Source organism: Thermococcus sp., assembly GCF_015521605.1.
GTDB lineage: Archaea > Methanobacteriota_B > Thermococci > Thermococcales > Thermococcaceae > Thermococcus.
In genome coordinates this window covers 11,856-38,088 of sequence record NZ_WANV01000030.1, presented here as the reverse complement: position 1 = coordinate 38,088, position 26,233 = coordinate 11,856, and the positions used below count along the sequence as shown (strand labels likewise).

At 53.7% G+C, this 26,233-nt stretch carries 25 protein-coding genes and 2 tRNA genes; 8 read left to right on the top strand and 19 right to left on the bottom strand.

Features of this window, described 5'->3' with window-relative positions:
- Window positions 1-78: 78 nt before the first annotated feature.
- Complete coding sequence (locus F7C11_RS05975; protein WP_297091911.1) at window positions 79-2,073, top strand: NosD domain-containing protein; 1,995 nt, start codon at window positions 79-81, stop codon at window positions 2,071-2,073.
- Window positions 2,074-2,444: 371 nt separating this feature from the next.
- On the opposite strand, the gene F7C11_RS05970 is transcribed toward F7C11_RS05975, so the two are convergent.
- Both F7C11_RS05970 and F7C11_RS05965 read right to left on the bottom strand, forming a co-directional pair.
- Window positions 2,445-2,522 (bottom strand) — tRNA-Val (locus tag F7C11_RS05970).
- A gap of 10 nt (window positions 2,523-2,532) precedes the next feature.
- Window positions 2,533-2,610 (bottom strand) — tRNA-Ala (locus tag F7C11_RS05965).
- 116 nt (window positions 2,611-2,726) lie between these two features.
- Here F7C11_RS05965 and F7C11_RS05960 point away from each other — a divergent pair.
- Window positions 2,727-3,872: a M20 family metallopeptidase gene (locus F7C11_RS05960; protein WP_297091909.1), complete on the top strand. Its 1,146-nt coding sequence runs from the start codon at window positions 2,727-2,729 to the stop codon at window positions 3,870-3,872.
- Here the strand turns inward: F7C11_RS05960 and F7C11_RS05955 are convergent.
- The 13 genes from F7C11_RS05955 to hxlAB form a co-directional block, all read right to left on the bottom strand.
- Window positions 3,865-4,698, bottom strand: a complete 834-nt coding sequence (locus tag F7C11_RS05955) for a GNAT family N-acetyltransferase (RefSeq protein WP_297091907.1) — start codon at window positions 4,696-4,698, stop codon at window positions 3,865-3,867. The genes F7C11_RS05960 and F7C11_RS05955 overlap by 8 nt on opposite strands.
- Window positions 4,673-5,410, bottom strand: a complete 738-nt coding sequence (locus F7C11_RS05950; protein ID WP_297091905.1) for a phosphoglycolate phosphatase — start codon at window positions 5,408-5,410, stop codon at window positions 4,673-4,675. Before F7C11_RS05950 ends, F7C11_RS05955 begins: the two co-directional genes overlap by 26 nt.
- A gap of 77 nt (window positions 5,411-5,487) precedes the next feature.
- Window positions 5,488-6,738 (bottom strand): tRNA pseudouridine(13) synthase TruD, encoded by a 1,251-nt coding sequence (gene truD, locus F7C11_RS05945; RefSeq protein WP_297091903.1) that lies wholly within the window; start codon window positions 6,736-6,738, stop codon window positions 5,488-5,490.
- A 3-nt stretch (window positions 6,739-6,741) separates the two neighbouring features.
- The gene (gene pth2 / locus F7C11_RS05940) at window positions 6,742-7,098 is read right to left on the bottom strand and encodes a peptidyl-tRNA hydrolase Pth2 (RefSeq protein ID WP_297091901.1); all 357 of its coding nucleotides are present in this window, start codon (window positions 7,096-7,098) and stop codon (window positions 6,742-6,744) included.
- A gap of 55 nt (window positions 7,099-7,153) precedes the next feature.
- The gene (locus F7C11_RS05935) at window positions 7,154-9,196 is read right to left on the bottom strand and encodes a hypothetical protein (RefSeq protein ID WP_297091899.1); all 2,043 of its coding nucleotides are present in this window, start codon (window positions 9,194-9,196) and stop codon (window positions 7,154-7,156) included.
- Between the two features lie 60 nt (window positions 9,197-9,256).
- Window positions 9,257-10,573 (bottom strand): aspartate--tRNA(Asn) ligase, encoded by a 1,317-nt coding sequence (gene aspS, locus F7C11_RS05930; protein WP_297091897.1) that lies wholly within the window; start codon window positions 10,571-10,573, stop codon window positions 9,257-9,259.
- A 28-nt stretch (window positions 10,574-10,601) separates the two neighbouring features.
- Window positions 10,602-11,114 (bottom strand): KH domain-containing protein, encoded by a 513-nt coding sequence (locus tag F7C11_RS05925; RefSeq protein WP_297091895.1) that lies wholly within the window; start codon window positions 11,112-11,114, stop codon window positions 10,602-10,604.
- 100 nt (window positions 11,115-11,214) lie between these two features.
- A complete protein-coding gene (locus F7C11_RS05920) occupies window positions 11,215-11,835 on the bottom strand; it encodes an HD domain-containing protein (protein WP_297091893.1) in 621 nt (206 codons plus the stop codon).
- A 4-nt stretch (window positions 11,836-11,839) separates the two neighbouring features.
- Window positions 11,840-12,649: a DUF4392 domain-containing protein gene (locus F7C11_RS05915; RefSeq protein WP_297091891.1), complete on the bottom strand. Its 810-nt coding sequence runs from the start codon at window positions 12,647-12,649 to the stop codon at window positions 11,840-11,842.
- 2 nt (window positions 12,650-12,651) lie between these two features.
- Window positions 12,652-12,834, bottom strand: coding sequence for a hypothetical protein (locus F7C11_RS05910; RefSeq protein WP_297092362.1), 183 nt, complete (start codon window positions 12,832-12,834; stop codon window positions 12,652-12,654).
- Complete coding sequence (locus tag F7C11_RS05905) at window positions 12,825-13,469, bottom strand: HAD family hydrolase (RefSeq protein WP_297091889.1); 645 nt, start codon at window positions 13,467-13,469, stop codon at window positions 12,825-12,827. The genes F7C11_RS05910 and F7C11_RS05905 overlap by 10 nt, the downstream gene beginning before the upstream one ends.
- Before the next feature lies 1 nt (window position 13,470).
- Window positions 13,471-14,226, bottom strand: a complete 756-nt coding sequence (locus F7C11_RS05900; RefSeq protein ID WP_297091887.1) for a hypothetical protein — start codon at window positions 14,224-14,226, stop codon at window positions 13,471-13,473.
- Between the two features lie 9 nt (window positions 14,227-14,235).
- Window positions 14,236-15,456 carry a bifunctional 3-hexulose-6-phosphate synthase/6-phospho-3-hexuloisomerase gene (hxlAB, locus tag F7C11_RS05895; RefSeq protein ID WP_297091885.1) on the bottom strand — a complete coding sequence of 407 codons (1,221 nt, stop codon included), beginning with the start codon at window positions 15,454-15,456 and terminating at the stop codon, window positions 14,236-14,238.
- Between the two features lie 139 nt (window positions 15,457-15,595).
- Here hxlAB and F7C11_RS05890 point away from each other — a divergent pair, with 139 nt between their 5' ends.
- Genes F7C11_RS05890 through F7C11_RS05880 form a run of 3 tightly spaced genes read left to right on the top strand, consistent with a single transcriptional unit; the run spans window position 15,596 to window position 16,864 of the window.
- Window positions 15,596-16,321 (top strand): arginase family protein, encoded by a 726-nt coding sequence (locus F7C11_RS05890; RefSeq protein ID WP_297092280.1) that lies wholly within the window; start codon window positions 15,596-15,598, stop codon window positions 16,319-16,321.
- A 4-nt stretch (window positions 16,322-16,325) separates the two neighbouring features.
- A complete protein-coding gene (locus tag F7C11_RS05885) occupies window positions 16,326-16,655 on the top strand; it encodes an Sjogren's syndrome/scleroderma autoantigen 1 family protein (protein WP_297091884.1) in 330 nt (109 codons plus the stop codon).
- Window positions 16,652-16,864 carry an ArsR family transcriptional regulator gene (locus F7C11_RS05880; RefSeq protein WP_297091882.1) on the top strand — a complete coding sequence of 71 codons (213 nt, stop codon included), beginning with the start codon at window positions 16,652-16,654 and terminating at the stop codon, window positions 16,862-16,864. The genes F7C11_RS05885 and F7C11_RS05880 overlap by 4 nt, the downstream gene beginning before the upstream one ends.
- Window positions 16,865-16,932: 68 nt before the next feature.
- Here F7C11_RS05880 and trmBL2 read toward each other — a convergent pair whose 3' ends face one another.
- The 3 genes from trmBL2 to F7C11_RS05865 all read right to left on the bottom strand — a co-directional run bounded on the left by trmBL2 (window position 16,933) and on the right by F7C11_RS05865 (window position 22,340).
- Window positions 16,933-17,727 (bottom strand): HTH-type transcriptional regulator TrmBL2, encoded by a 795-nt coding sequence (trmBL2, locus tag F7C11_RS05875; protein WP_297092278.1) that lies wholly within the window; start codon window positions 17,725-17,727, stop codon window positions 16,933-16,935.
- A gap of 365 nt (window positions 17,728-18,092) precedes the next feature.
- Window positions 18,093-21,758, bottom strand: a complete 3,666-nt coding sequence (gene rgy, locus F7C11_RS05870; protein WP_297091880.1) for a reverse gyrase — start codon at window positions 21,756-21,758, stop codon at window positions 18,093-18,095.
- 51 nt (window positions 21,759-21,809) lie between these two features.
- On the bottom strand, window positions 21,810-22,340 hold the full coding sequence (locus F7C11_RS05865) for an SWIM zinc finger domain-containing protein (protein WP_297092276.1): 531 nt from the start codon (window positions 22,338-22,340) through the stop codon (window positions 21,810-21,812).
- A gap of 93 nt (window positions 22,341-22,433) precedes the next feature.
- Here F7C11_RS05865 and F7C11_RS05860 point away from each other — a divergent pair, with 93 nt between their 5' ends.
- On the top strand, window positions 22,434-22,667 hold the full coding sequence (locus F7C11_RS05860; protein WP_297092275.1) for a hypothetical protein: 234 nt from the start codon (window positions 22,434-22,436) through the stop codon (window positions 22,665-22,667).
- Here F7C11_RS05860 and F7C11_RS05855 read toward each other — a convergent pair.
- Entirely contained in the window at window positions 22,664-23,968 is a 1,305-nt protein-coding gene (locus F7C11_RS05855) for a DUF4139 domain-containing protein (RefSeq protein WP_297091878.1), read from the bottom strand. The genes F7C11_RS05860 and F7C11_RS05855 overlap by 4 nt on opposite strands.
- 154 nt (window positions 23,969-24,122) lie before the next feature.
- On the opposite strand from F7C11_RS05855, the gene F7C11_RS05850 reads away from it, so the two are divergent.
- On the top strand, window positions 24,123-24,821 hold the full coding sequence (locus F7C11_RS05850; protein ID WP_297091875.1) for an acetate--CoA ligase family protein: 699 nt from the start codon (window positions 24,123-24,125) through the stop codon (window positions 24,819-24,821).
- A gap of 105 nt (window positions 24,822-24,926) precedes the next feature.
- Window positions 24,927-26,174 (top strand): ATP-binding protein, encoded by a 1,248-nt coding sequence (locus tag F7C11_RS05845; RefSeq protein WP_297091874.1) that lies wholly within the window; start codon window positions 24,927-24,929, stop codon window positions 26,172-26,174.
- Window positions 26,175-26,233: the final 59 nt, after the last annotated feature.

The following is a 26,233-nucleotide window of genomic DNA, read 5'->3' as shown; positions in this document are numbered from 1 at the left end:
AGATGCACTTTAGTGTTTACCCCCTATCATTATGCTGTTCTTGGAGGCTTCAAATTTTATAGGAGGAGGGAGATCGAGATGAGAAGAGTGCTCGTATTATTGGCGATTTTGACATTTGTCGGTATAGGGGGAACGGCAAAAGCAGTGGTATTTGAGGTTAGTTATGTAATTGAATCTCCCCACCCGTATCCAAACAACTACAACTATACTTGGACAATAGAACAGCCAAATGCCAATGCAATCCGTCTGCATTTTGTTAAGTATGAAACGGAGCTAGGATATGATTCCATTTACATCTTGGATGAAAACAACAATACAATTGCAACATACACTGGAAGCGGAAACGATGTTTGGACGCCATGGGTTAATGGGAGTGTTGTAAAAGTTAGATTGGTCTCCGATGTTTCACTTCACTTTTATGGATTCTATATTGATAAATATCAGTTTGAGGCGTTGCCTGTCTATATCAATACCTTACCCTACAACATAACGACCCCAGGATACTATATCCTAAACGTCAGCGTCAGTGACTTTGATCCAGGTACCTATGGAACGTACTATGCAATAAAAATTAACGCAAACAACGTGATATTAGATGGAGCAGGACACATAATTGATGGGGATGGTGTGGGAACGGATTACGGAATTATTGTGCATAATGCAAAGAACGTTACTGTGATGAATGTAAATCTTACGGATTGGTATGTTGGTATTCTGTCCGGCCCGGTATTTAATCTCAATATAGTGAACAACACTATCGTAAGCAATACTTTTGGGATTCTCATGGATCCCTCTTCAAACAACTGCACAGTAGCAAACAACATGATAAAGGATTCAACTTATGCCATATCTATCTCGAGCTCAAGCTACAATACAATTTCGGGAAATACAATCTCCCACGCATATACGGGGATTAGACTGTATGGGACAGGCAAGGAAAATACCATAATCAACAACACAATCGAAAATTCCGGAAGTACAGGACTGGCTCTATTTGATTATGGTTCCAATAGGATAATAGGGAACATAATAACTCACTCAGGAGCATCTGGAATGGACGTTCAAAGCGGGAATAACGTCATAATGAACAATACTATATCATTCAATACGTATTCAGGAATCCTCCTCTTTTACAAAGGAGGAAACATCGTAGCTCATAACCACATATACAGCAACAACCTGGCTGATAGCGCCTATCACGGTGGAATACGCATCAAACAGTCAAGCGGTAACACCATCTATGACAACATCTTCAACAATACAGTTAATGTCAGATTTGACGACAGCTCTCAAAACTTCTGGAACACAACGAAAACTCCCGGAACAAACATAATCGGTGGTCCATATATAGGTGGAAACGCCTGGCTTAAGCCCAATGGGACTGGATTCAGTGAGACGTGTGCCGATGCAGATGGTGATGGAATATGTGATGAGCCGTTCATCATCAACAGTCTTAACATAGATTACCTGCCTCTGGCATTGAACGTTGATAGAACCCCACCGCTGGTCGAGATTCTGTATCCTGAAAACATGACATACCCAGAAAGTATTACACTAATAAAGGTTAATGTTACTGATAACTTCAAGGTAGGCAGGGTAGTGGCCGAGGTTGACGGAGAGCACAACATTACACTAATATTTGACGGACGGTACTATGTGAACACGACAGTGATTATTGGGGGAGGGCATCATTGGGTAAGAATCTACGCTTACGACTCGGCAGAGAATATCAATTCAACGGAGGTAGTTTATTTCACGGTAAGTATTCCCCAAAGGACCTGGGAACCCATTTTTGTTCGCTTGACGTGCTTCTATTACGTGAACTACAAGAGATTGACCGTTATGTTTAACAGGAGTTATGAGCTGGCCTCTCAGCTTGGAATTGATAACGAAACGCTCTCCAGAGCATTAGCCCTCAGAAACATGGCAGAGAGAGAATGGCAGGCTGCATGGGATGGAAAAATTCAGATAACAGCACCTAACATAAAAGCATTCATACACCTGCGAAAAGCATTCCTGTACCTCAAAGAAGCCGAGGAAATCTTGGAGCGCTCCACGGCCTCCGAAGGATGAATTTCCTGGAACTCTGTCTTTGGTCTTTCTTTTATTTTCTACCAAATACCCCTATAATGTATTCTCTTTTCTAACAGGTTTAACATTAAATCAACCTCTATTCCATCAGTTTCAGCTTCATTCTCGGGGTTCTTCTAGCACTTTGACCGTGAAAACTTACCAAGGAGCAAACTGAAATAACCGCTTAAATTCTGAACTTGTAGGAACAATATCACACATTTCTGCCAGCTATAAAAATTTGAAAAGCTTCGCCGGAAGTTTTGAAGCCCTCTATCCCGTGCATTCTCAACATTCAAATACACCTTAAAGAGAAACCACTCAAGGACTTGCTTTGAGAAAGGATACTCACTTTGACCAGTAAAGGGTTGATATGGTGGGCCCGCGGGGATTCGAACCCCGGACCTCCACCTTGTCAGGGTGGCGTCATAACCAGTCTAGACCACGGGCCCAACCCAGGGATGGTGGACCGGCCGGGATTTGAACCCGGGGCCTCCGCCTTGCCAAGGCGGCGCTCATACCAGGCTGAGCTACCGGCCCACTCCCATCGACGCCGTAATCACCTATCAGGGTGGGTTTATAAATTTTTTGGTTCATTTAGACGGATATCGAAAAGTTAATATGGGAGTTTTACGATTTTCAGTCTAGGTGAGACCATGAACCCGCTTGAAGAAGCCCTGAAGATTAGGGAGGAGATAGTATCCTGGAGAAGGGACTTCCACATGTATCCCGAGCTTAAGTACGAGGAAGAAAGAACATCGGGGATCGTGGAGGAGCACCTCCGCGAATGGGGGTACAGGATAAAGCGCATCGGAACCGGAATAATAGCGGACATCGGAGAGGGAGGGAAGACGATAGCCCTCAGGGCGGACATGGACGCCCTTCCCGTTCAGGAGGAGAACGAGGTCCCCTACAAGTCCCGCGTTCCTGGAAAGATGCACGCCTGTGGACACGACGCACACACTGCCATGCTCCTCGGGACTGCAAAGATAATCTCGGAGCACGTCCACGAGCTCAACGGCAGGGTGAGGCTCATCTTTCAGCCGGCGGAAGAGGGTGGCAACGGAGCGGTGAAAATGATCGAGGGCGGGGCACTCGAAGGAGTGGACGCGGTGTTCGGCCTCCACGTGTGGATCGACATGCCCAGCGGAGTGATAGGCATAAGAGAAGGCCCGTTCATGGCCGGTGCTGGAATATTCACGGCAAAGATAATCGGAAAGGGCGGTCACGGGGCATCTCCTCACCAGACTGTTGACCCGATTCCGATAGCGGCGGAAACCATACTCGCACTCCAGACCATAGCGAGCAGAAACGTCCCCCCGATTGAGACCGGGGTGGTCAGCGTCACTGCCTTGCACGCCGGGACGGCCTTCAACGTGATCCCTGAGGAGGTCGAGATGAAGGGGACGATACGGTTCTTCAAGCATGAGATAGGCGAGCTGATCCAGAGGCGCATGGGAGAGATACTCGAAGGCGTCACAAGGGCACACGGAGCCTCCTACGAGCTGTCCATAGAAGAGCTCGTTCCTCCGACCGTTAACGACAGTAAGATGGCAGAATTCGCCAGGAACGTGGCCGGGAAGTACGGACTGAGACACGACGACGTCGAACCAACCATGGGTGCGGAGGACTTTGCCTTCTACCTCCAGAAAGTCCCGGGGGCGTTCCTGACGCTCGGAATATACAACGAGGAAAAGGGGATAATCTACCCGCACCACCACCCGAGGTTCGACGTTGACGAGGACGTCCTCCATCTCGGAACGGCGATGGAAGTTGCCCTCGCCATGGAGTTCCTCAGGTGAGCTCCTTCGCGAGCATCTTAATCTTTCCCACCTTTTCAGCACCGAAGCTCTCAACGTCACCCGGCAAGAGCGTCAGAACCCGCTCAAACCCGAGAACCTTTGCCCTCCCGAGAACGGCCTTCAAGTCCTCCATCGTGCCCCAGAGTACGAGCGCAACACCCTCTCTCCCGGGAAGATTCTTCAGCACATAGTACGAGCCTCCGCTCTTCCCGGATTCGACGGTGTAGTGAATCCCGGCGATGTTGTCCTTGAATGCCGAGAAGAACATGCTGTAGGAGCTCTGAAATCTGCCAGCAACCAGTTCAAGATTTTTAACATCCTCCCAGCCGAACGTCAAAGGCTCCACGGTTCCTCTTCCCCTCACCGGAACCCACACGGTTGTCCCCCTGAAAACCTCAAGATTAAAGCCGAGCTTTCTGTAGAAGCCCTCGGCATCTTTATCCGGCTGAACCGTCAGCATTTCAACCTTCCGCTCCTCTGCAACCTCCTCAACGAACTCCATCAGAAGCCTCCCTATGCCCCTGCCCCGGTAGTCCGGGTGAACCTCGATAACGTCGATATGCCCTATCCGCCTGACCCTTCCACCAATGGGTTCCTCTGAAAAGAGAACCTCGACCTCGCCGACGATGGCACCGTCTAGCTCGGCGACGGCGACGAGCTGGCCATCGAGGAGGAGGTTGTTGAGGTGGATCGCACAGGTCTCAGCCGACATCCATGGCCCGCCCATGGTATAGCGCTCGTAAATGTCGCCTTTAAGCCTCTCACCGGCAGTGTGGAGTGCAACTATTCCCCCAACGTCGTTAAGGGTCGCCAAGCGTATCCTCATCGGCCTCACCGAGATGACCGAACTTCCTCAGCACGTGGAGGATTCCCTCCGCTCCCCCCTCGCCGTAGGTCTTTTCCGTCACGTAGTCGGCCTCCCTTTTCAGACCCTCCGGTGCCTGACCAACGGCGACGCGATAGCCAACGACACGGAAGGCATCGAGGTCGTTCTCACCGTCCCCGATGTGGGCGACCTCTCCGGGCTCTATTCCGAGCACCTCGCAGGCCTTTTCTATTCCAGTCCCCTTGTTTATCCACGGCTTTTTGACGTGTATCGCGAAGCCTGAATCAACGGCGACGAGGTTAAGTCCGAGCTCGGCTATTATGTCCCTCACTGCTTCGACGGGGATGGTCCTCAGGATCACGAGGCCGGCCTTCCGCTCCGGCATCGAAAAGCTCATGACCGCCTCGGGGTGACGCCTCTTCACCTCGCTCCAGAGGATCCACTCCTCGTCCATTTTCGTCAGGTAGATTCTCCTCCTCAGCCGTCCGTCCCTTATGGACAGCGCCCCACCGTCCTCGGCCACCACCGGCCCGCTGGTGCCTATCATTATGGCCAGGGCCTCGGTGAACGGCACGGAGTTCCCAGTGACCAGCATTACTGGAACGCCAAGACTCTCGGCCAGCCGTATGGCCCTGAGGGCTTCCTCGTGCATCCTCCTATCAGGATACGTTATTGTGCCGTCCACATCAAGTGAAATAGCTCTAATCCTCATCATGTGCCACCTCTGAGACGCAACAATATGATAGAAGGCACCCGGATAAAAAGTTTTTTTGACGTTTTGGCGGCAATTCAGTGGTCCTTCATTATCTCCCTGAGCACGCTGGTCGCGTAGACCCCTTTTGGAAGGAAGAAGCGGAAACACATGCCCGTTTCCGGGATGTAGCCGTAGGTCATGCCAATGGGACGAATCAGGAGCTCCCTCCTACCGCCAGGCTCGGCCATCGGCTTCGGGAGCTTTCTGAAGGCATCAACCGTCAGGCCTTCCTCTTCAAGAATCTCTTCCTCAAGCCCCCCCGGAATGCCTCCCGCCCTCCTCACCGCAAAGCCGAAGAGCGGGCCACTGACCGCCGCCTGGCCGTGCCGTATCTTCTCGTTTACAAAGTCAATGTTCGTCTCAGTGACGCGGTACGTTCTATCGCGGTAGGGGATGCCTTCCTTCACCTGAACGACGATGTCCCCAACGAGGGCCTCGTTGAGGGGCAGGCCCTCCTCGATGCGCCTTGAGACGTAGAGGTTGAAGAGGTAGCTCTGGTACGCGTGGATGAAGATGCGCATTATCGGGAGGGGGAGTGAGAGGAATGCCTTCCTCCAGCTCCCGGTCTCCCTATAGCGGTAGAGGAGAGTCCTCTCATAGCGCAGAAAGTTTGGAAACTCCTCCAACGCTCTCTCAACATCGCCCGTCTCCCAGAAGTGCTTCCTGGCCTCGTCGCCTTCCATCTCACCACTATGAGCGCCGAGGAAGAGCCTCGCTGCGTTCTCAAAGTCTCCCCTGAGGAGGAGCTTTCCGACCAGGTGGTTCGTAACGCGCTTCTCTCCAAAGCGCTGGTAGCCGAAGTAGTTCGGAAAGCCGCCTTTAACGCGCAACTCCCCGATTACATCCCTGCTCCGCTCGAAGGCATTTTCATCGACATCCCTCACGATTACCCTGAAGCGGTTTCCAAGGAGGTGGCCGAGTTTTATAAAGCGGCCGTAGGAAACAAAGCGAAGCTCTATGTCCCTTATCCGGAGGTTCTCAACCGTCTCCTTTGCCCCCGCAGGCACGCTTATGTACTGATACGTCACGGCGTGCCTGTCCTTCGTCCCGGCAAAGCCGATGTCCCGGTGGCTAATCCCCGCACGCTTCGCTATCTCCTTCACCGCGCTCATCGTGTCCCAGTTTCGTTTTTTGAGCAGGAAGATTGCGTGCTTCCTGCCCTCTAAAATCGAGGGCAGGGGATCCTCAATCACCACAAAATCCTCGGGATAGACCTTTATTCTCCCACCAATACCTGGCCTTTCACTCAGGTACCTGAACTGAGAAAAGAACTCACGGTAGTCCATGGCTCACACCAGCTTCAGATGGCCGGTAACTTTGTCGACGAGCTCCTCCGGGGCAGGGCCGAGCGCCAGAACCGTTACCGTTCCCGGCGGAATCTCGGTTAGGCCAGCGTCCCTGATGAGCGCCGTTGGGATGCCGAGTTTCTCCGCCTGGGCCTTCAGTTCGAAGAGCTCTCTCTCGTTTTCGGCCTTGACGACGACCTTTTTCTGCCCCTCATGGAACCATGCCCTGAACCACTCGGACTTTTCCTTCTGGGCCTTGAGGGCAGCGGTAACAGCCCCGTGTGCCACCTGGACGGCAAACTTGCCCTTGCTGAGCTTTAAATCCTTCCTGGCAACTATGACCTGCTTGTACCTGAACATCGTCCATCCCGATGGAAGTGAGAAAAGGAACTTATAAATTTAAGGAAAAGAGAGGTCAGAGTTCAACTATTTCGGTGCCCTCCTTTTCCCCTTCCTCGGTCTTCTTGGGCAGCCCTCCTGGGCGCCTGCTCTTCTTCCTCTCAAGCTTCTCCTTGAGCTTCTCAGACTCGTCCCAGTACTTGTAGGTGACACCCGCGAGCACAAAGGCCACTATAATGAATAGTATAGCGAGCGGCTTCCAGGGGTTGCCCGTCGGACTGTACACCTCGGCTATGCCCTTGAGTTCCTCCGCGAGGGGAGTGGGGTCGCTCATCTTGGCCAGGGTCTGGTTGACGTAGCCCGGAAGCTCCTCGGGAGTTGGCCAGACCTTAACCTCCTCAACGACCACCTTGGGCGGGATGCTGTTGATCGTGATGAGGTTGCCGAGTTCAAGCCTGTGCTCGTTTCCGAGCGGGTCGAGGTAGACGAGCGTCGCCCTTACATTGGTGAGGCTTTCCTTCAGCACCGTCAGGTCTACCTGAACCGTCTTGGTTTCCCCGGCCTTAATGGTTCCTATCTTGATCGAGGACTGTCCATCGAGACTGGCAGGGAGGTCGAGGAGGAGCGTGGCGTTCGTCACGAACTCATAGTCGGGGTTGCCCTCGCCGGCGGAGATGGTGAACTTGACCTTGACGGTATCGCCCACCTTTGCACCCACGTAGTCGGCCCAGGTGCCGTTGTAAGCCTGGGCGGTGACGTCTATGGCAGGTATGCTGTAAACCTTGATGCCGCTGAGAATCGGGGAGTATATGGTCCTCTTCTTTCCGGTCTCAAGGCTCTTGTCGTCGTAGAAGGTAACGATGGCCTTTCCAATCTCGAACTCACCAACCTTTGTGGGCTTGAGAACGTAGATGAGCGCCGGCATGCTGGTGAAAGCAGGGAACGTCTTGAGGGTCCAGGTCTTGGTCATGCTCACGAGCTCAAAGTCGTTGGGTATCGGCGCGGCAACGCTCACGTCGTAGGCGTCTCCCCTTCCAAGGTTCTGGACGTTTATCGTGACAACGAGGTTGTCATTGAGGAGTATCGCCTTCGGAACAGCGTCGATTTTAGCAATAACGTTGGCCTGCCTCAGTATAGGAGTCACCTGTGCACCGGCCGGACCGTAAACCCTGATGACGGCTCTCTTGTAGTCTGGCTCGACGTTCTGGACTGAGAGCTTGAGGGGTGCGTTGGGAACGTTCTTCGGCTCGTCCCCCACCTCGAGGAGCATCGTGCCGAGGCTGCTGCTACCCCTGAGAACCTCGACCTTAACGACGTCGGGAATCGTGGAGACGAGCTTGATGTAGTAGGTGGTGTTGTCAACAGTTAAAGGAAGCTTCTCGTTAACGTAGAGTAGGTCGTTGTAGAGGAGAACGGTCTCAACCTGCTCGGGCGGGTTAACCTCGCCGCCCTTCTTGACGATCTGGAAGTTCGTGGACGCGATTTTTGGGACGTAGACGTTTATCGTCGCCCCGTTGTTAACGGTGTTCGTGACTTCTATGGAGAGGTAGTTGGAGTAGGAGTGGGTATCGTCGAGCTTGTACCTCACGCTTCCTGCCGAGCCCTTGTCTATGGTCAGCGTGTACACGTCTCCGTAGGGCATGGTGACCTTAAAGGATGCAGTGTCACCGGAAACCGCGGTCAGCTTTATTTTAATCTGGGGAAAGCCCTCGGGAAGGGTTATCTCATCCCCCACGACCAAGTTCTTATCCGAAAGAACCTTCTGGAGAGGGGACTGAAGCTCCAGCAGTATGGACTTGGTATCGTACCTAATCCACACCAAGCTCACGTTGAGGTAAACGTTCGCGCTCGACGGGTAGAGGAGGTACCCGTCCTGACTGACGACGTACCTTAGAGGCCCCTGAGGACCGTCGACCTGGAGATAGATCTTGCTCCAGTTGGGGTTAACGTCGACAAACTGAACCTCAAAGGGCCCCAGAACTGCCTTATCGCCAAGACCAAGGGAAACACCTGATATACTGGCGGATTCTGGCACGCCTGCGGATTTTACTAGGTGCACCATGGGTGTCAGGGAGAAAATCATCAGGCCCAGCAGGATTAAAGCGGCTACCTTTTTCATATCTCCAGCCTCCAAAGAGTAGTTAACTAATCACCAAAAGGAAAAGGTGATATAAAGATGTTACGGTGTTAATCTTCTCCTGTCCCTTGGGAACAGGATGACTTCCCTTATGTTGTTGAGGTCGAGCATCTGTTTTATCAGCCTCTCCGCACCGAGACCGAAACCGCCGTGCGGGGGCATTCCGTAACGGAAGGCCTTGAGGTAGAATTCGAAGCTGGCTGGGTTGAGCCCCTTCTCCCTGATCTGCTCGATGAGGACGTCAACCCTGTGCTCCCTCTGGCCGCCCGAGGTTATCTCTATTCCCCTGTACTCAAGGTCGAAGGAGCGGCTGATCTCGGGCCTGTTCTCATATTTCATTATATAGAACGGCTTTGCGTCGCTGGGGTACTGGTAGATGAAGTATAGGGGCGCGTTTTCGTTTTCGAGCATGTACTTTCCGAGGAGCTTCTCCCCCTCTGTGTCTATGTCCTCGCCCCAGGGGATTTCCTTTCCGAGGTCGGCGAGTATCTCAAGGGCCCTATCGTAGGTGACGCGCGGGAAGGGCAGCTTCGGTTCCTCAAGTTCGAATCCAAGGACTTCAAGCTCCCTCCCGTTGTGCTCGCGGACGTATTCGATGGCGTGGGCAACGAGCCTCTCAAGGAGGCTCATGACCTCCTCCTCGTTTTCTATGAACGCCATCTCGGCGTCGATGCTCCAGGCCTCGTTGAGGTGCCTGGTGGTGTTGTGCTCCTCTGCGCGGAAGATGGGGGCTATCTCGTAGACCCTGTCGAGGCCGGTGGCCATCATTATCTGCTTGTAGAGCTGCGGGCTCTGGGCAAGGAAGGCGTCCTTCTCGAAGTACTTCATCGGGAAGAGCTCGGTTCCGCCCTCGGTGGCGGTGGCGATTATCTTCGGGGTGTGAACCTCAACGAAGCCTTCACCGTGGAAGAAATCCCTGACTGCCTTGAAGACGCTGGAACGTATCTTGAAAATCGCCATTACCTCGGGCCTTCTGACGTCCATGAAGCGGTTGTCGAGCCTCGTGTCGAGCTCTGCCTTCACCTTTCCAGTCGGGTCGAGCGGGAGCGGGCTCTCCGCCCTGCTGAGCACTTCAAGCCTCTCCGGAAGGATTTCGAAGCCCAGCTTCGCCTTCGGGGTAAAGTTCACCACGCCCTCAACGGCTATAACGTCCTCGGCGTTCAGCTTGGGTATGAGCTTGAACAGCTCCGGGTCGACCTTCTTCTTGGGGGCGGTGACTTGGACTATGCCGTCCCTGTCCCTTATCCAGAGGAACTTTATTCCACCGAGATCCTTGATTTCCCAGACCCATCCGGCAACCTTAACCTTCTGACCGTTCAGCTCTTCAGTAATCTGGCTTGAATAGTGCGTCCGGTACATCCCCAAAACCTCCATAAGGAAAAAGAGATCAGATGAAGTTTATCTTAACATCCTCCCCTGCTATCTGGGAAAGTATGCTCTCAAGCACGTCACCCTTTTCGGGGAGCTTCCTTCTGTCCCTGTTGAGCACGAGAACCTTGTAGTAGGTTCCACCGCCGGGCTTGTAGACGATGTTAACGCCAAAGACCCCGGCAGGGTAGAGAAGGTCGGTGGCGAGCTTCTTAACGTCCTCGGTTCCCTTGACGTCAACGGCCTCAATAACGCGTATCCTCTTTCCAAGCTCCCTCATGAGGGCCTTTATGTTCTTACCGCCCTTCCCGATGGTTATCGGAACGTCGCCTTCCCCGACCATTATGACTATCAGGTCACCTGCCTCGACGGCCCTCTTAAACTCAACATCAGCGTCACCGATGAGCTGGTACAGGAGTCTCGCGACCTTAACATCCAGTTCGGATATAACCCCTTCCTGAAGTTTTTTCTCGTCGGCCGGGCACAGAATGTCGTCGGTCTTCAAACACACCTCACAGATTGGCGCCTTCATCTCCTCACCTCCCTTGCCTGAAGAATGAACTTAAAGGGCTAACCCTTAATTCTGAAAGTCATTTAAAAACCTTATTATGGGGGAAAGAACGGGAGGAAGTTCAGATTTCGCCCTCTATTTCACTCCTTATACGCTCGATGAATTCCTCGGTGAAGCGGTGCCTCTCCCCGGCCATCTTCTTCGCTGTTTCGGTGTACATCAGGTCTTTGAGCTTCAGTATCTTCTCCTCGAAGTGCCTCAGAGAGGCCTCAATGTCCCTGCCGTGCTCGCCCGAGTACATGAAGACTCTCGCAACACCTATCGCGCCGATAGCGTCAAGCTTGTCGGCGTCGCTGAGAATCTTGGCCTCCAAAGTTTTCGGCTCGGGGCCACGGGAAAAGCGATGGGCCTCTATTGCGTGGGCAACTGCCTCGATTTTATCCTCCGCGTAGCCAAGGCTCCGGAGGTACTGCCTCGCTATCCTAGCTCCCTCAAGGGCGTGATCCTTGACTTTTCCGGCGCTCTCCAGCGGCCTGGCAACGTCGTGGAGGAGCGCGGCAAGTGCCAGAACTTCCAGGTCGGCCCCTTCCTCCCGCCCGATGTGCATACAGAGGTTGAAAACCCTCTCGACGTGACTGAAGCCGTGGGTTCCCTCCCGCTCAAAGAAGTGCCTGGCGTATTCTCGGGTTCTCTCTATTATACGGAGACTTTCCTCGTTGGTTATGAATTCACCGAGCCTCATTCCATCACCTTAGCGCCTCATTCACCAAGGCGTTTAAAAGTTCAACGATTCCCTCGTGGACGTCGAGGCCTATTCCATCGACCGTTGGGGTTGGAGCTTTGGAGACCCCATCTATGAGCCCGAGCTTTGACGTTATCCTGACTATCGTCCTCTCGTCCCAGTCCGGGAGTAGTTTCCGGCCGAATTCCACCGAGGCCTGAGCGACAAGTCCATAGGCCCCCCAGTTGGAAACTGCCGAAAGGATGAGCTCGTCTGTCTCGACGACGCTCGCTATCTTTTTTCCCAGGGGCACGTATTTTTCCACGAGTTCTCTGATTTTCCCCATGCCTGCCTCGTTACCGCCGTCCCCTATCCCTATCGTGGGCACTCCGAGCTCCCTTGCCTTCAAAACCGCCCAGTCAAAGGTCTCCCGGGTTATCTCAAGGCCGCTCATGGAGTAGTACTTCCCGTCCCTTGCCCTCCCGGGGGTCTCCACCGCTATAACAAGGGAATAGTTGTCTATCTCCGGTTCGTCCGTGAAGCTGAGGCGGAACGGCTCCAGGGCTTCCTTTACCTCAGGGTACGTTAGTATCTCCGCCCGCCCCCCCAGGGTCTCCACTGCCTTTGCTATGGCGAGCGTCCCCGGCGGGCCATCGGTTTCCGCCCGCATCATGGGGGGTATGGGGAAGCCGGTTATCAGAAGGACGCGCTCATAATTGTCCAGAAACATTCTTGCAGAATTATGTAAAAAATTGGGGTTTTCCCTGCGGTAGCCGAGGTACATCCAGAGAACCCCCCGGTTCCCAACGTCGGTGTTGATCACATGTGCTATCATGCTCATTCAACCTCATAGACAACTATTCTAACCCGTTTGCCCTTTATTGCCTCCTTGAGCTTCCACCACAGTTCTGTTGGTTCTTCGCTCCTGTGAGTCAGCTCATGGCCGTTTTCAAGCTCAACCTTTTCCTCCCTATACCTGACAAACACGCCCTCTATGTCAAATATTTCCTTCATTCCCATCCCCCCAGTATCTTTCTCAGTTCATGAAGGGTTCTAATCTCGTAATCGGCCATGTTATAACCCTTTTCGCCCTCCCGGTTTATCCACACGGCGGTCATCCCCACGTTTTTGGCACCGTAGACATCCTGGCCGAGGGAATCACCCACCATAATTGCCTCTGAAGGCTCAACGCCGAGGCTCTCAACGGCGTAGAGGAATATCCTGGGTTCGGGCTTTATGGCGTTGACGTCGTCCCGGGTAACGACGACATCAAAGTAGTCCAGCAGTCCAGCGAGCCTGAGCTTCAGCCGCTGGTATTCCGGGCCGCTCGTTACAACACCGAGCTTGTACCCGGCCTCCTTGAGCCATTTCAGGGTCGGCAGAGTATCGGGGTAAACATGAACCTTGTGGGGATATGCCCTCAGCAGTTCCTCATACTTCAGATCCAGGTCGAAGAGCTTGAAGAAGAAGTTCCAGTCGTGCCAGTCGTAAGTGTCCCGCCTTCCAAAGATCTCGTTCAGGAACTGTGCCCTGGCCTCGTCCCTGCTGATTCCAAACTTCCTGGAGAGCTTGTCATAAACCTGGGGAAGGAAGAGCTGAATGAGCGGCATTTCCGTTAGTATCGTCCCGTCTATATCGAAGAGAACCGCCTTCATTTTACCACCTCTTGACCAGGAGTGCCAGTATCTCGACCTCTCTGGTGAGGCTATCGTCCATCACGACGCCCCAGATAATGTCCTTCTCTGCCAGTATCTCCTGGAAGTTCCCGAGTATTCCATGGGCGTCTTTCAAGGGGAACTCCCTACCGACGAGGATTCCCACAAGCCCCCTGTCCCAGATGCCCCAGTGCCATCCGAAGTCAACCTCCCTGAGGAGGCGGAGGATTCCGACGTTGCCACCGCGGATCATGTTGAACAGGTCGGCGTAGTCTATGTTGACGAGCATCTGAGTCTCAAGGTAGTAGTATAGCCTGGAGAACATGGCGGCGATGTTTTTCGATGCCTCCTCAAACGCCGTTGACAGGGAGGCGTTCTCGTCCTCGAAGAAGTCCCAGAGGGAATCATAGAACACCGTCTCAAAGTCCGAGGCCCACTGGGGCTTCTCCTCAACGACGAGTTCCTTCCTGGGCGTCAAAACGTATGCGAGTTTTATCGTGTCATTGGGGACGCTGTCGATTATTATTTCTCTGAGCTCGTGGTTTATGTCCTTGTCATCGAAGACCAGCCAGAGGAAAGTGTTTTCGGGGAGGCTGGAAAAGAAGTTCCTGAGCCGCTCCTCGTATCTGCCGGAGTGGGGGAGAAGGTAGTACGCGGGATTCACGGTTACCTTGACCACACCGTCGGCCGTTATGCTGTTGACTATCCGCGCTCCCGTGTTCCCTATTCCAACAAAAAGATGGGTAAAAGACTGCATGGCGACCCCTTACTCAAGGGTCGCATGCTTCTTCTTCATATCCTTTTCGGTCTTCTGGAAGGTGGCCATGAGGAGGGCTATGATGCCGTCAAGGAATATCATAGTGGAGTCCTCAAATAGAGTGCCCATCGGTGCTATCCACTTGTACTTGGTGAGCATTTGGCGTGCTATGTAATCCGTCGGGATGTCGGTCTTGGCCCTTCCGGGTATCTCAACGACCACGTCGGCGAGCTTTCCTAGGGTCGAGTTGGCATAGGAGGTTATCGCGACCACTTTACCCCCCTGTTTGCGGGCTATCTCAGCGGCATCGACGATGCTGTTGGTCTCACCGGAACCGCTGATGGCTATGAGGAGGTCACCTGGCTCGAAGGCTGGCGTTATGGTCTCACCGACGACGTAAACGTTGAAGTCAAGGTGCATGAGTCTCATCGCGAAGGCCTTGCCCACGAGGCCGCTCCTTCCAGCGCCGTAGATGAATATCTTGTTCGCCCCAATCATGGCATCGACGAAGCCGCGAACCTGCTCTATCTTGAGCTTCTCCGCGACGTTGCCTATGTGGTCGACTATGTCGGTCATGGCCTTCCTTATCGTCATCATGTACTCTCCCCAGAAGAGGTCGATTATCTTCCTGGTGACTTCCTCGGGGTTCTCTGCCTTGGTTATGGCACCGCCGACTATGATGATGGTGGCGCCCAGCTCGATGACCTTCGGGATCGTCTCAAGGTTCAGTCCGCCAGCGACCGCAACCGGAACGCTGACGGCTTTGACGACCTTTTCGAGGTCTTCCAGCGGGCTTTTGCCCTGAACCTGTTCGTCTATGCCCGTATGGACGAGGATGTAGTGAACGCCCATCTTTTCAAGTTCCTTGGCCCTTTTGACCTTGTCCTTAACGCCTATTAGATCAACCATGACCCTGATTCCATAGCGCCTTGCAACCTCGACGGCATCCTTTATCGTCTTGTCATCGGCGACACCGAGAATAGAAACGACATCGGCACCGTGTCTTGCTGCCATTTCGACCTCCAGAGCCCCCGTGTCCATGGTCTTAAGGTCGGCGACGATCTTTCTGTCCGGGAAGCGTCTCTTGAGAAGCTCAACCGCGCGCATGCCCTCCTTCTTGATGAGCGGCGTTCCGACCTCCAGCCAGTGGGCACCGCCACGGGCGGCCTTCTCCGCGATAGAAATGGCCTGTTCAATGTCAGTCAAGTCAAGAGCGACCTGAAGTATCATCCCCTCGCCTCCAAGGAGTTTTCGTTTTAATCTTATGGGGCTACTTTTTAAACTTTGGCGTCAAAATTTAACAAAATTATGTCAATCATTTCCACCAAGGTTTAAAAAGTGAAGCGGCAACTCCCGATGGGTGGAATCAATGGTAACCTTCATCCCCTTCGGCGAGAAACCCAACAGGGACGGTGTTCTCTACGTTCTGCAGCTTCTCAGGAGGAACAAGCTTCTTGAAGACTACATGATAGTCGAGTCCAGCAGGGTTGAGCTCCTCTCCGAGCGCATACCCCTGGACAACGCCTACATAGTTGGGGAGCACCTCGCAACGTACGGGATAATCGAAAAACTCCAACCGGCCTCCCTGCTGAGCGTCGATGCACACACAGATTTGATGCACGACTACCTCGACCACGGTTCGTGGCTGGCTTACGCCCTGGAGGAGCGCAAGATAAACCGGGCCGCAGTTCTCGCACCTGTTCTCATGATACCGACCACCGAAAGAACCCAGCTCTGGACCAGAAGGGTCAAGATATTCCCGGCCCTGCTTAGGAGCAGGAAAGTCCGCGGGAAGTGGAGGGCCTACCCCAACCTCCAGACCAACTCCCTCGATGATGTGATTGCAGAGACGAAGAAGTATCTGGGGGAAGAGATATACCTGACCGTTGACCTCGACGTTCTCCGCCCGGAGTACCGGATAGCCCGCTTCCAGCACGGCGAGCTTACACTCGATGAGCTCCTTGAGGTTCTGGAGGGTATAAAAAAGAACTTCAAGATAATAGCCTTCGACATAGCCGAGGTTTCGGATAAAATCCGCCGCTCGCGGCTGGGCAAAAAGGCCTTCGTTGAGGTGTTCCAGCTCCTGACGGGGTGATTCGATGGCGCTCAAGGGCCCAACCGAGGAGGAGATGAGAACCGTCCTCATGCCACTTATGCTGTCGGGGGCGAAGATGCTCGACAAGCACTGCCCCAAGTGCGGCTCACCGCTCTTCGAGAAGGACGGCAGGGTTTTCTGTCCGATATGCGAGCACAGGAAGAGACAGAGAATGGCCGAAAGGAAAGGTGTTGAGGAGCGTCTCCTGGAGAAGCTGAACGAGCTGGCAAACTCCCTCCCCGATGAGATAGACGAGCTTGAGAAACACTTAAGGGCAATGGAGAAGATAATAGAACTGTTGGAAAGATACCGGAAACTGGAGGGAGGAGAATGAAGAACGTCAGGGTTTTTAAGGCTCTGGAGGATGGTCCCAAGACCATCGAGGAGATAGTTGAAATCACTAAGCTTCCCGCGATGGAGGTGCGGCGCTACCTTCTCCGTTTCGTCGAGCAGGGCAAGGTAGAGAGCTATCAGAAGGAAGGGAAGCTTTTCTGGAAGATTAAAGAGACCAGCGAGGCCGAGGAAGAGTTCAAGTACGTCTGAACCCTTTTCTTTTCTCCACGTGTCAAAGAAACGCGGACGATCAACAAACGAAAGGAAAGAAAGGGGCATCAGGCCTTCTTGGCCTTCTCCCAGTACTCGTTGAACTTGCCCTCAAAGAGCGCCTTAACGCGGAAGTCCTTGATCCATATCTGGGTCTCGTAGTTGAAGTACCTTGCCGCCATGTCCTCAAGGGCGAAGAAGACCTCGTCGTCGCAGATGAGCATCGGAAGCTCAAGCTTGTCGATGACCTTGAGCTCAAGCTTGCCGGCCTTGTAGTAGTCGAGTATCTTGGAAGCGCTGAGCCTGTGGTAGACGTTCTCGGTGACGATTATCCTGGCCTTGGCGCCGTTGTCGATGGCCTTTATGATGTCGCTCTCAAGGTTGATGGCGATGTAGCCGTCGTCGGCGAGGAGTATCTGCTCCTTGACCTCCTCGAACATCTCCTTGGTCTTGAGGGTGGCGTTCCTTATTCCGCGGACGACCCAGACCTTCTCAACGCCATACTTCGGAATCTCGGTCTCGATGAGCGGGCTCATAAGCTCAAGGAGTTCCTCCTTCGCCTTCTTCTTGGCCTCAAGCTCCTCGGCAACGCGCTCCTGCCACTCCTCAATGAACTTCTCAAGGATGTTCTGCGGGTGAACCGGCCTGTACTTGTTGACCTTGCCCGGCTGGCTAATGGCAAAGCCCTTCTTCTCAAGGCTCCTGAGGACGTCGTAGGTTCTTGGAGCCGGAACTTCGGAAACACTGGCCAGCTCCGCCGGAGTGAGGACGCCAAAGCCGACCAGTGCCACGTACGCCCTTGCCTCGTAGAGGTTCAACTCAAAGTGCTCCTGAAGGAGCTCTACCATCCTGTCCTTAACCATTCTTACCACCACCCAATTTTCTATTTTTTGTTTGGATTTCATCCCATATAAATTTTTTCCATAGGTCGTTAGTGTCCCTGGTTATGCTCCGAAGATTATTCAAAGATGACTTCGCTGGATATTATTGCCGTTGCATGGATATACAAAGGCATTACTACTAGATAAATTTTAAAATTTTTGGTTTTACTGGGAAGCAAAATTTATAGCGGCCACTAGGGCACTAAACGAACGGCAAATAATAAACAAACAGAACCCATCGTGATGCCATTGCTGAATTTTTAATAAATTAAGTATCCTTCAATCCATCAAATCGACATAATTTAAAGTTAGCACCAAAAGATTGGAAACAGTGTGAAAAGTGAACCTCATGCCAGGTACTCCCTTATCTCCTCGTGGAGTCTCCTGAGAACCTCCTGATAGTCAATCTTATTCTCCTCGATCCTGTCCATTAGCTCCTCAAGCTCCCGGGTCTTCTCCTCACTAACCAGTTCTTTATATTTACTTATGAGATAGTGGTAGACCTTGATGCCCTGCTCGGTGGGCACCAGCTTCTTCCTTCCACGGGTCTCGATGACGTAGTAGCGCTGGAGCAGTGTCTGGACGATCTTGGCATAGGTTGAGGGCCTTCCTATCTTGCGTTCCTTCATCAGGGCGATTATGTCTCCCTGGGTGTAGAGGGAAACCTTCGGCGCCTTCCACTTCTTGGACTCCACGACCCTCAGCTTCGCCCCCTTCTCAAGCCGCGGGAGCCGTCTGAAGGGCGGGCTCCTCAGTTTGGTCCACCCGTCCTCAATTACCTCAACGTAGCCCTCTATCTCGGTTTTTCCAACGCCCGCGTTAATAACGGCTTTTTCGTGGAGTATCTTCGCCGCCTTCATCTGGCTCGTCATGAAGCGCCTGAATATCATGTCGTAGAGCCGGTAGTGGTTCCGGGTGAGGTTCTTGGGGAGCTGGATAATACCATCGCGGATGAGCTGCATGAGCCTGCCCGTATCTATCGGCCGGGTTGGTCTTATGGCCTCGTGGGTTCCCTCCTCGCCCCAGGGCCTCGGCTTGAAGTACTCCTCACCAACCTCCTGGGTGATGTACTCCTTCGCTATCTCTATTCCCGTGTTGCTGACGTGGGTGCTGTCGGAACGGTGGTAGGTGATCAGTCCGAGCTCGAAAAGATCCTGCGCCAGCCTCATGGTCTCGGGCGCCGAGAGCTTGAGGAAGGTCGAAGCGTCCTTCAGCATGGCGTCGGTCGTGTAGGGCGGCATCGGGTTGAGCTCGCGCTCTTCAAGATGAACGTCCTCGACAGTAACATATTCGGGCGGTTCAACGTTTTTACCGTCCTTTCCCAGTTCCACGGTTATCTGGAGGTCGTTCTCCAGCTTCAGGCCCATGAAGTAGGTCTCGCTCTCGGTGAACTCCTTGTACCTCTCAATCACCCATCCCAGAACCGGCGTCTGAACTCTCCCGGCGGATAGGTTGCGGTTCTCAAAGACGCGCTGAAGCTCCTGACTCAGCTCGAAGCCTATCCATCTGTCCTCTATGCGCCTGACGAGCTGGGCGTTAACGCGGCCCTCGCTGACGTCCCTCGCCTCCTGGATGGCGCGCATTATTGCCGGCCTCGTGACCTCGTGGAATTCTATGCGTTTGATGTTCGGCGTGTACGGGCTGAGCACGTTTCTTATGTCCCAGGCTATCTTTTCACCCTCCGTATCCGGGTCCGTCGCTATGAGTATCTCGTCGACCTCCTGGGCTATCTCGCGCATCGCCTTAACGTTCTGAAGGGCGTCGCGGACGTTGGTAGAGCCACAGCGAGGGCATACGCCCCTCTCCTCCCAGTCAACGAACTGATGGCCGCAGTCGCGGCAGCGCTTTATGGTGTCGTAGATGGGAATGAACCTCAGCATGCCGTCTTTCTCGTCAACCAGAACACCATGATAGCCCTCGTTCGTCACGAGGTCGAACATGTGCCCGCCGCTCGCAAGGATGGTCAGCATCATATTTCCTATGCTGACCTCGTAGGCAACTAAATCCCCTATCCTCGTCTTGCTGGGCTGGCCGAAGAAGTTGGCTATCGTCCTGGCCTTGTTCGGGCTCTCCACTATCATGAGGGCAGATTTGACCAGGTCTTTGACCTTGGCGCTTATCTTGCCCTCCATAACGAGGCGAACCTTTTCCCTGTCCTCATCTATCTGCCTCAGAACCTCGTCGATGTCCAGCTCCTCGAAGGGCACCATCTTGAACTCGGTGAAGCGCCAGCGCATCTGCCTGAGGAGACCGTTGAAGACCTTCTCGTTGTCAACTATTAGCACGCTCAGTCCCTTGGTGATTCCGCCGGCGAACAGCCTGCTCGTCCTTCCCGTTGCCTGGATGTACGTCCTGACGTCGGGAATCTCAATGTACCACTTGCCCCCCTCTTCCTTCAGGCTGATGAATGGGTCCTCCGCGAGTCTCCTGAGAACTTCTTCGTCCCTGAGAACCCGCCTCAGGAACTCTACCAACTCACGGAAAACGCCGAGGACGTGGTTGTGGAAGCCGTTCTCTATTGGAAGCCCCTCAGCCAGAGCCTCCTCTATCTTGAGGAGCTCGAACTGTGGAATGTTCCTTATAAGCCGCCTCAGCCTTGCGTGCATCTTTTCGGCCTGCTTCCTGTCCTCGTCGCTCAGGAACTCCATTATCTCGCTGAGGAGGCCGAGGGCGCGGTAGATGGTCGGCCTTTCAAGGTCTATCGAAAAGCGGAACTTGGGAACGCCGGTAAAGACCGCGTAGCGGATTAGGTGAGGCATGTCAAGGCCCCTGACCAGGGAGCCGTAGTAGGTGGCCGAGCCTATGAGGTAATCGGCCTCGCCGTTTTCGAACTTCTCGATGGACTTCCTGTTTCTTGAGCTCACCAGCTCCACGGCAAAGCCCCTCTCGCGAAGATAGCTGGCCAGCTCCTCGGCGTAGGTCAGGCCCTGATCAATCGGCGTGAATATTATGCCTCCCTTCCCGAGCCTCTTAAGGAGTTCCTCGACGTGCTCCTTGATGTCCCTGCTCGGTTTCAGGTAGCTGTCAACGACGTTCCTGAGGGCACTTCTTCCGCTTCCAACCTCGAAGCCGAGCAGCTCACGGTAGAGCTTTATCCTGTCGCCCCTCGCCGAGCCGGTGGCGGAAGCGATTATCATTATCCCGACGCTGTTTTTGGCCTTGAATTCCTCGATTTCGCGCTGGATTTTTCCTATGCTCCCGTTCAGTTCCTTGAGCCTTTCCTCCCTGTCCTGAGCGCGGCCGTTCAGGTACTTTGACATCTGCTTTTTCAGACGGATTATCTCCCACGCCTTCTCTATTATCTCCTCATTGAAGCCGAGGAGGAGAAGGGAGCGGTCTATGTTCTTGCTGGCCTTGAGAAACGCATCGACATCGTCAACGAAGATAAAGTCAAAGCGCCTGCCCTTCAGTACTTCATCAAACTTCCTGGCGAGCCACTGGGCGCTGGTGACGAGAATGTCGTAGTCCCCGCTTTGGATTTTGGCCAGCATCTCCTCTCTTTCCTTCTTCCGGAGGTTGCCGTGGTAGTAGGCAAGGTTTATCTCCACACCCGCCCTCTCGGCTATCGCCTGGAGCTTTTTGACGGTCTGAATCACCAGCGGGGTGGTGGGCACAACTATGTAGCTCTTCTTTCCCCTTGTGGCATGCCATACGGCCATGAACGCCCCGAAGGTGCTCTTGCCCATTCCGGTGGGGGCTATGATCGAGAAGCTCCTGCCCTTTAGAAGTCTCTTAACCCAGGTTCTCTGCGCGCTCCAGAAGGTGAAGCCGGTGGCTTTCTCAAAGAAGGCCTCGATTTCTCTAAGGCCCCTCTCAAGGCCATATATCCTCTCCCACTCCTTGAGGGTACCCCTGAGCTGGAGAGCGTTTCTAACCGCCGTGACGAGGTCAAAATAAGAGTCAGCGTGGACGGTTTCGTCAAGGCACTCATTGCATGGATTTTTGATGTACAGCCTTTCATCGGAGATTTTACCGAGGCAGTTCGGGCACATCTCGCGATAAATCGCCTTCATTTTCTCACCCTCTAAGTTCCTATTTGGTGTTAGGGGGATTTATAAGGGTTTTTAGATGGTCGCCTCAAGCTCCCTGAGCTCATCCTCAAGCTTTGCCGAAAGCTCGTAGTCGCTGAAGACGTGCCTGTATTCCGCAAGCGTTTCCTCAAGGACATGGAGTGCCTCCGTTTTGCCCGTCATCCTGACGAGCTTCAGAGCCCTCCTGAAGAGTCTGGCGACCTCACTACCGCTTTCATCCGTGCTGAGGGAGAACCTCAGCTCCTTGAGGGTGACGTCGAGAGCCAGCTCCGGAACCTCTGCCATGAACTCCATGGCGACCGCCTCAGGAAAGAGCCCTGCATGTTTATCGAAGCTCTCGAAGTAGAAGCCGCCCTCATGGGCTTTCATGACCGCAGCAACGTGCTTGCAGTCGCCACCGAGGGGGCATGTACAGCGGTTCTCGCCCGTTGAGAGGTCAAGCTCGACGTAGTAGGGGTACGTACCAAGAACCTTGGAGAAGAGCTTGTCTCCATGTTTGACTACCCAGAGCACCTTTCCGGCCCTGTAATAGCGCTCCCCCTTCTTGAGGGTTTTTTCGTCCATGGCACTCACTTTAGGGGCTTTGGTCAGCCCCGCTTTAAGCCTTTCGACCGCAACCGTTTTATTCCCCGGTGAGTACTATATCCGGTGGTGACCATGGATGTTTTTGAGCTCGCGAGGCGCTATCACGATGAGCTCGGCATAAAGGAGCCGAGCATGGCCACTATGGCGGCGGAGTTCTTCGACGACCTCGGCCTCAAAATGGCGGAGTTCCTCCAGGGTGAGGGCTACGCGATACTGAACACAAAGTTCATAGACTACGACAAAAGCCTCGTTCTCGACGTGTCAAAAGGAGAAAAGAGGTTTGAGATAACGCTCCGGAAGAGCTAATAGCGGTTCTCGTAGTCAAAGACTATCTCCTTCTTTTCCCCGGGGTTAACCGTGACCTTGAACTCGACGTAGTTCTGGGTCTCGTCAATGGGCTCGATGCTCGAGCCGAGAATCCTGCCCCACTTGTAGTGCCTGACTATGACGGTCTTGGCGTCCTTTCCAAAGTTCTCAAGGGTGATCCTTACCTTGTAGTATGCATAGCGGTCGTCGTGCCTCTCCTCAAGAACTACCGTGCTACCCTTGAGGTCGTAGTCCCTGCCGATGCCTATTCTGAGAGTATCCCCTTCGGGAGTGTGCTCTATGGCCCTCTCGCCGATGAGGAGCGATCCGTCATCGGACTCCTTGTATATCTCGACTATCCCCGCCGGAAGAACCTTCTCGGTCTTGAAGGATATCGACTCGTATACAGCCCCCTCGCCGGAGTACGGCCAGCTCTCGTAGAGGTACTCCCGCTCGAAGGGAACCTCGAAGCTTATGTAGGGGTACATCATCGTGCTGGCAGGGTTGATGTCGGCCACACCGAGCCTGTAGAGATAGAACGCCTCGATCTTCTCCGGCTGGCCGACGCTGACCTGGTCTGCCCCCTTCTCGGCCATCGCATAGAGAACCCTTGGCTGGGGGACGTTCTGATACAGCTGGACATCGCCGGCAACCAGGAGAACCTTCGCGTCCTTGAATCCCTGCGCGGTCGGGTTGTTGAGGATGATATATCCGTAAAGCTTCGCGTTATCGCCAATGTAGAGCTTGTACCGGCTTTCCCAGCTCATGTTGGAGACGCGGTAGATAATGCTCACGTTGTACTTCCCAGCCTTGTCGGCCTGAAGAACCGCGTAGGCACTCGCCTTCCCCTCAAGGTTCTTGGCCTTGAAGTATGCCACCTCGCTCGGGTTTACGAGGTAGTAGCCGTCACCCTCGATGGTTATCTTCCCGTTCTTGAAGCCGAGGAACTTTCCGGCTATGGTCTCTCCGCTCCTCAGCCTGACCTCGACATCGCTTCCAACGTTGGCACTGTATACGTCGCCCTTCGACCCTCTGCTGAAGACCCCAAGAACCTGAACGCCCTCGTCGAGCGGCCTTATCGTCACCTCGGCTATATTAAGGCCGGCCAGCTCCTCAAGGGGAACCTCGTTCATGCCCTCCTTGAGCTCCAGCTCCAGCGTTTTCTCAACGATACCTATCTTGGCGGAGTTATACAGCACAACGGTCGTTTCTGCCTGAGATGCCTTGCCGCCCTGAAAAGAAAAGACCGCCAGAACTATAACCAAAATCCCCCCAATGCCTGCGATAATTTTCCTCTTCATCCCTATCACCACTGATACATTGGGCCCCGGAGTATTTATACCCCGGACATCGCTTCAAAGCTGTTAGAAACGAAAGAAACGATAGGTTGACGAATGGAAACCCTTTTAACTGCCCGGTCGGATTGGGAAATGTCAAGCTGATGAGGTGATTGGCATGGACAGGATTGAAAAGGCTAGGGCAATCATCGAGAAGGCCAAGGCCGAAAACAGGCCGCTCGTCGAGCCTGAGGCTAAGGAGATACTCAAGCTCTACGGCGTTCCGGTTCCGGACTTCAAGGTCGCCACCAACGAGGAGGAGGCCGTTCAGTTCGCTAAGGAGATCGGCTACCCGGTCGTTATGAAGATAGTTTCTCCGCAGATCATCCACAAGAGCGATGCCGGCGGTGTCAAGGTCAACATCAAGAACGATGAGGAGGCCAGGCAGGCCTTCAGGACCATCATGGAGAACGCGAAGAACTACAAGCCGGATGCTGACCTCTGGGGCGTCATCGTCTACAAGATGCTCCCGCTCGGCAAGGAGGTCATCGTCGGTATGATCCGCGACCCGCAGTTCGGTCCCGCCATCATGTTCGGTCTCGGTGGAATCTTCGTCGAGATACTCAAGGACGTTTCCTTCCGCGTCGCCCCGATAACCAAGGACGAGGCCCTCGACATGATAAAGGAGATCAAGGCCTACCCGATTTTGGCTGGAGCCCGTGGCGAGAAGCCCGTCAACATCGAGGCCCTCGCCGAGATAATCACCAAGGTCGGCGAGCTCGCCCTTGAGCTTCCGGAGATTAAGGAGCTCGACATCAACCCCATCTTCGCCTACGAGGACAGCGCCGTTGCCGTCGACGCGAGGATGCTCCTCTGAGCTTTTGGCTCCCTTTTCTTCCATTCTGCAATTCCTGCTGGCATTTAGACGTTGAGTGCTCTCCACCCCACCGACAGGTTTTTAATTATAACGGCAGTTATTATAATGGTGGTTATACTAATGGCCATTATACAAAGGCGGGAGCTGGATCCAGTCCTTGGAATGAGATGGCTCCTGGTTTATGGCAGGAGAAAAACTGGAAAAACATTTTATATCAGGGAGATGGGGCACTACTCCAAGTACTTCGTTGTAACCAGAGGAAGGAGCCTCGTCGATATAGAGAGCGGTGAAGAGCTGACGATAAGCGAATTTACACGTCTCCTGCCGTATATGATACAAAGTGGCCGCGTTGTCGTTGATGAATTCCATCGGCTGGACGAGCCTTTCTTTTCCCTGCTCCAGGGACTCTCAGGTAGGGGAGAGCTCACACTCATAACCTCAACAAGACACTACTTCAGGCGCTTCATCGGCGAGAACAGCCCGCTCCTCGGCTTGTTCCATCTTCAGGAGGTGGAACTCGTTGACCCGAGGGACGCCGTGACATACGTTGCCGGCCTTGGAATAAAAGGAAAAATCCTGCTGGAGCTGGCCTGCCTCGTCCAGGAGCCGTGGCTGGCGCAGACTGTGGAAACCATGAAGGAGAAAACCTTTGAAGTGCTGGGAGCAGTTCTGAGGGACTACGTGCCGAGCCTGACGGGCGAGATATTCACGGAGGAGGATAAGGAACTGAGCCAGCGCTATTTTGCCATCCTTGAGGCCGTGGCAAGCGGTAAAAGGACCTCCGGGGAGATAGCCTCCGAGCTGTTTTCAAGGGGGCTCATCGAAAAGAACTACCCCGGGGCGGTGAGTCAGTACCTGGAAACACTCGTGGACATGGGACTGCTCGAAAGGATGATCCTTTACGGGAAGCGGAGAAAGGGCTACCATTACAGGCATGTTTCGCCGGTCGTTGACTTTGCCTTCTACATGAACTCCAAATACGGGTTCTTCGAAACAGGACTGCCGGGGAGGAGCCTTTCCCAGCACCTCCGGGAGAAGATGCCCCTCTACATGGAAACCTTCTTCGAGAGGTTCCTCGCTAGGCAGTATGGCCTCCAACCTGTGAAAATAGCCCTCCCAGAGCTTGAAGTTGACATAGCCCTGAGAAAACACAAACACCTGAGCCTTGTCGGGGAAGTGAAGTGGAAAACCAGACTGACGAAAAAGGAACTGAAGTCTGTAGAGGACAAGCTGACTGGCCTCGACGCGGAGAGGAGGTTCCTGATAGTGCCCGACAGGTCCCTCCTCCCCCGAGAACCTGAAGACATCAATGTCTTAGACTGGAGGAACTTCGTGGAACTCTCCGGGGTGTAAATTACCCGCCTTTCTTTTCATTCCCGGAACATTTTGCACAGTTCTCATAGTACTCCCAA

Coding starts and splice junctions, on each gene's coding strand:
- F7C11_RS05975 (WP_297091911.1), top strand. CDS start 79: ATGAGAAGAGTGCTCGTATTATTGGCGATTTTGACATTTGTCGGTATA.
- F7C11_RS05960 (WP_297091909.1), top strand. CDS start 2,727: ATGAACCCGCTTGAAGAAGCCCTGAAGATTAGGGAGGAGATAGTATCC.
- F7C11_RS05955 (WP_297091907.1), bottom strand. CDS start 4,698: ATGAGGATACGCTTGGCGACCCTTAACGACGTTGGGGGAATAGTTGCA.
- F7C11_RS05950 (WP_297091905.1), bottom strand. CDS start 5,410: ATGAGGATTAGAGCTATTTCACTTGATGTGGACGGCACAATAACGTAT.
- truD (WP_297091903.1), bottom strand. CDS start 6,738: ATGGACTACCGTGAGTTCTTTTCTCAGTTCAGGTACCTGAGTGAAAGG.
- pth2 (WP_297091901.1), bottom strand. CDS start 7,098: ATGTTCAGGTACAAGCAGGTCATAGTTGCCAGGAAGGATTTAAAGCTC.
- F7C11_RS05935 (WP_297091899.1), bottom strand. CDS start 9,196: ATGAAAAAGGTAGCCGCTTTAATCCTGCTGGGCCTGATGATTTTCTCC.
- aspS (WP_297091897.1), bottom strand. CDS start 10,573: ATGTACCGGACGCACTATTCAAGCCAGATTACTGAAGAGCTGAACGGT.
- F7C11_RS05925 (WP_297091895.1), bottom strand. CDS start 11,114: ATGAAGGCGCCAATCTGTGAGGTGTGTTTGAAGACCGACGACATTCTG.
- F7C11_RS05920 (WP_297091893.1), bottom strand. CDS start 11,835: ATGAGGCTCGGTGAATTCATAACCAACGAGGAAAGTCTCCGTATAATA.
- F7C11_RS05915 (WP_297091891.1), bottom strand. CDS start 12,649: ATGATAGCACATGTGATCAACACCGACGTTGGGAACCGGGGGGTTCTC.
- F7C11_RS05910 (WP_297092362.1), bottom strand. CDS start 12,834: ATGGGAATGAAGGAAATATTTGACATAGAGGGCGTGTTTGTCAGGTAT.
- F7C11_RS05905 (WP_297091889.1), bottom strand. CDS start 13,469: ATGAAGGCGGTTCTCTTCGATATAGACGGGACGATACTAACGGAAATG.
- F7C11_RS05900 (WP_297091887.1), bottom strand. CDS start 14,226: ATGCAGTCTTTTACCCATCTTTTTGTTGGAATAGGGAACACGGGAGCG.
- hxlAB (WP_297091885.1), bottom strand. CDS start 15,456: ATGATACTTCAGGTCGCTCTTGACTTGACTGACATTGAACAGGCCATT.
- F7C11_RS05890 (WP_297092280.1), top strand. CDS start 15,596: ATGGTAACCTTCATCCCCTTCGGCGAGAAACCCAACAGGGACGGTGTT.
- F7C11_RS05885 (WP_297091884.1), top strand. CDS start 16,326: ATGGCGCTCAAGGGCCCAACCGAGGAGGAGATGAGAACCGTCCTCATG.
- F7C11_RS05880 (WP_297091882.1), top strand. CDS start 16,652: ATGAAGAACGTCAGGGTTTTTAAGGCTCTGGAGGATGGTCCCAAGACC.
- trmBL2 (WP_297092278.1), bottom strand. CDS start 17,727: ATGGTTAAGGACAGGATGGTAGAGCTCCTTCAGGAGCACTTTGAGTTG.
- rgy (WP_297091880.1), bottom strand. CDS start 21,758: ATGAAGGCGATTTATCGCGAGATGTGCCCGAACTGCCTCGGTAAAATC.
- F7C11_RS05865 (WP_297092276.1), bottom strand. CDS start 22,340: ATGGACGAAAAAACCCTCAAGAAGGGGGAGCGCTATTACAGGGCCGGA.
- F7C11_RS05860 (WP_297092275.1), top strand. CDS start 22,434: ATGGATGTTTTTGAGCTCGCGAGGCGCTATCACGATGAGCTCGGCATA.
- F7C11_RS05855 (WP_297091878.1), bottom strand. CDS start 23,968: ATGAAGAGGAAAATTATCGCAGGCATTGGGGGGATTTTGGTTATAGTT.
- F7C11_RS05850 (WP_297091875.1), top strand. CDS start 24,123: ATGGACAGGATTGAAAAGGCTAGGGCAATCATCGAGAAGGCCAAGGCC.
- F7C11_RS05845 (WP_297091874.1), top strand. CDS start 24,927: ATGGTGGTTATACTAATGGCCATTATACAAAGGCGGGAGCTGGATCCA.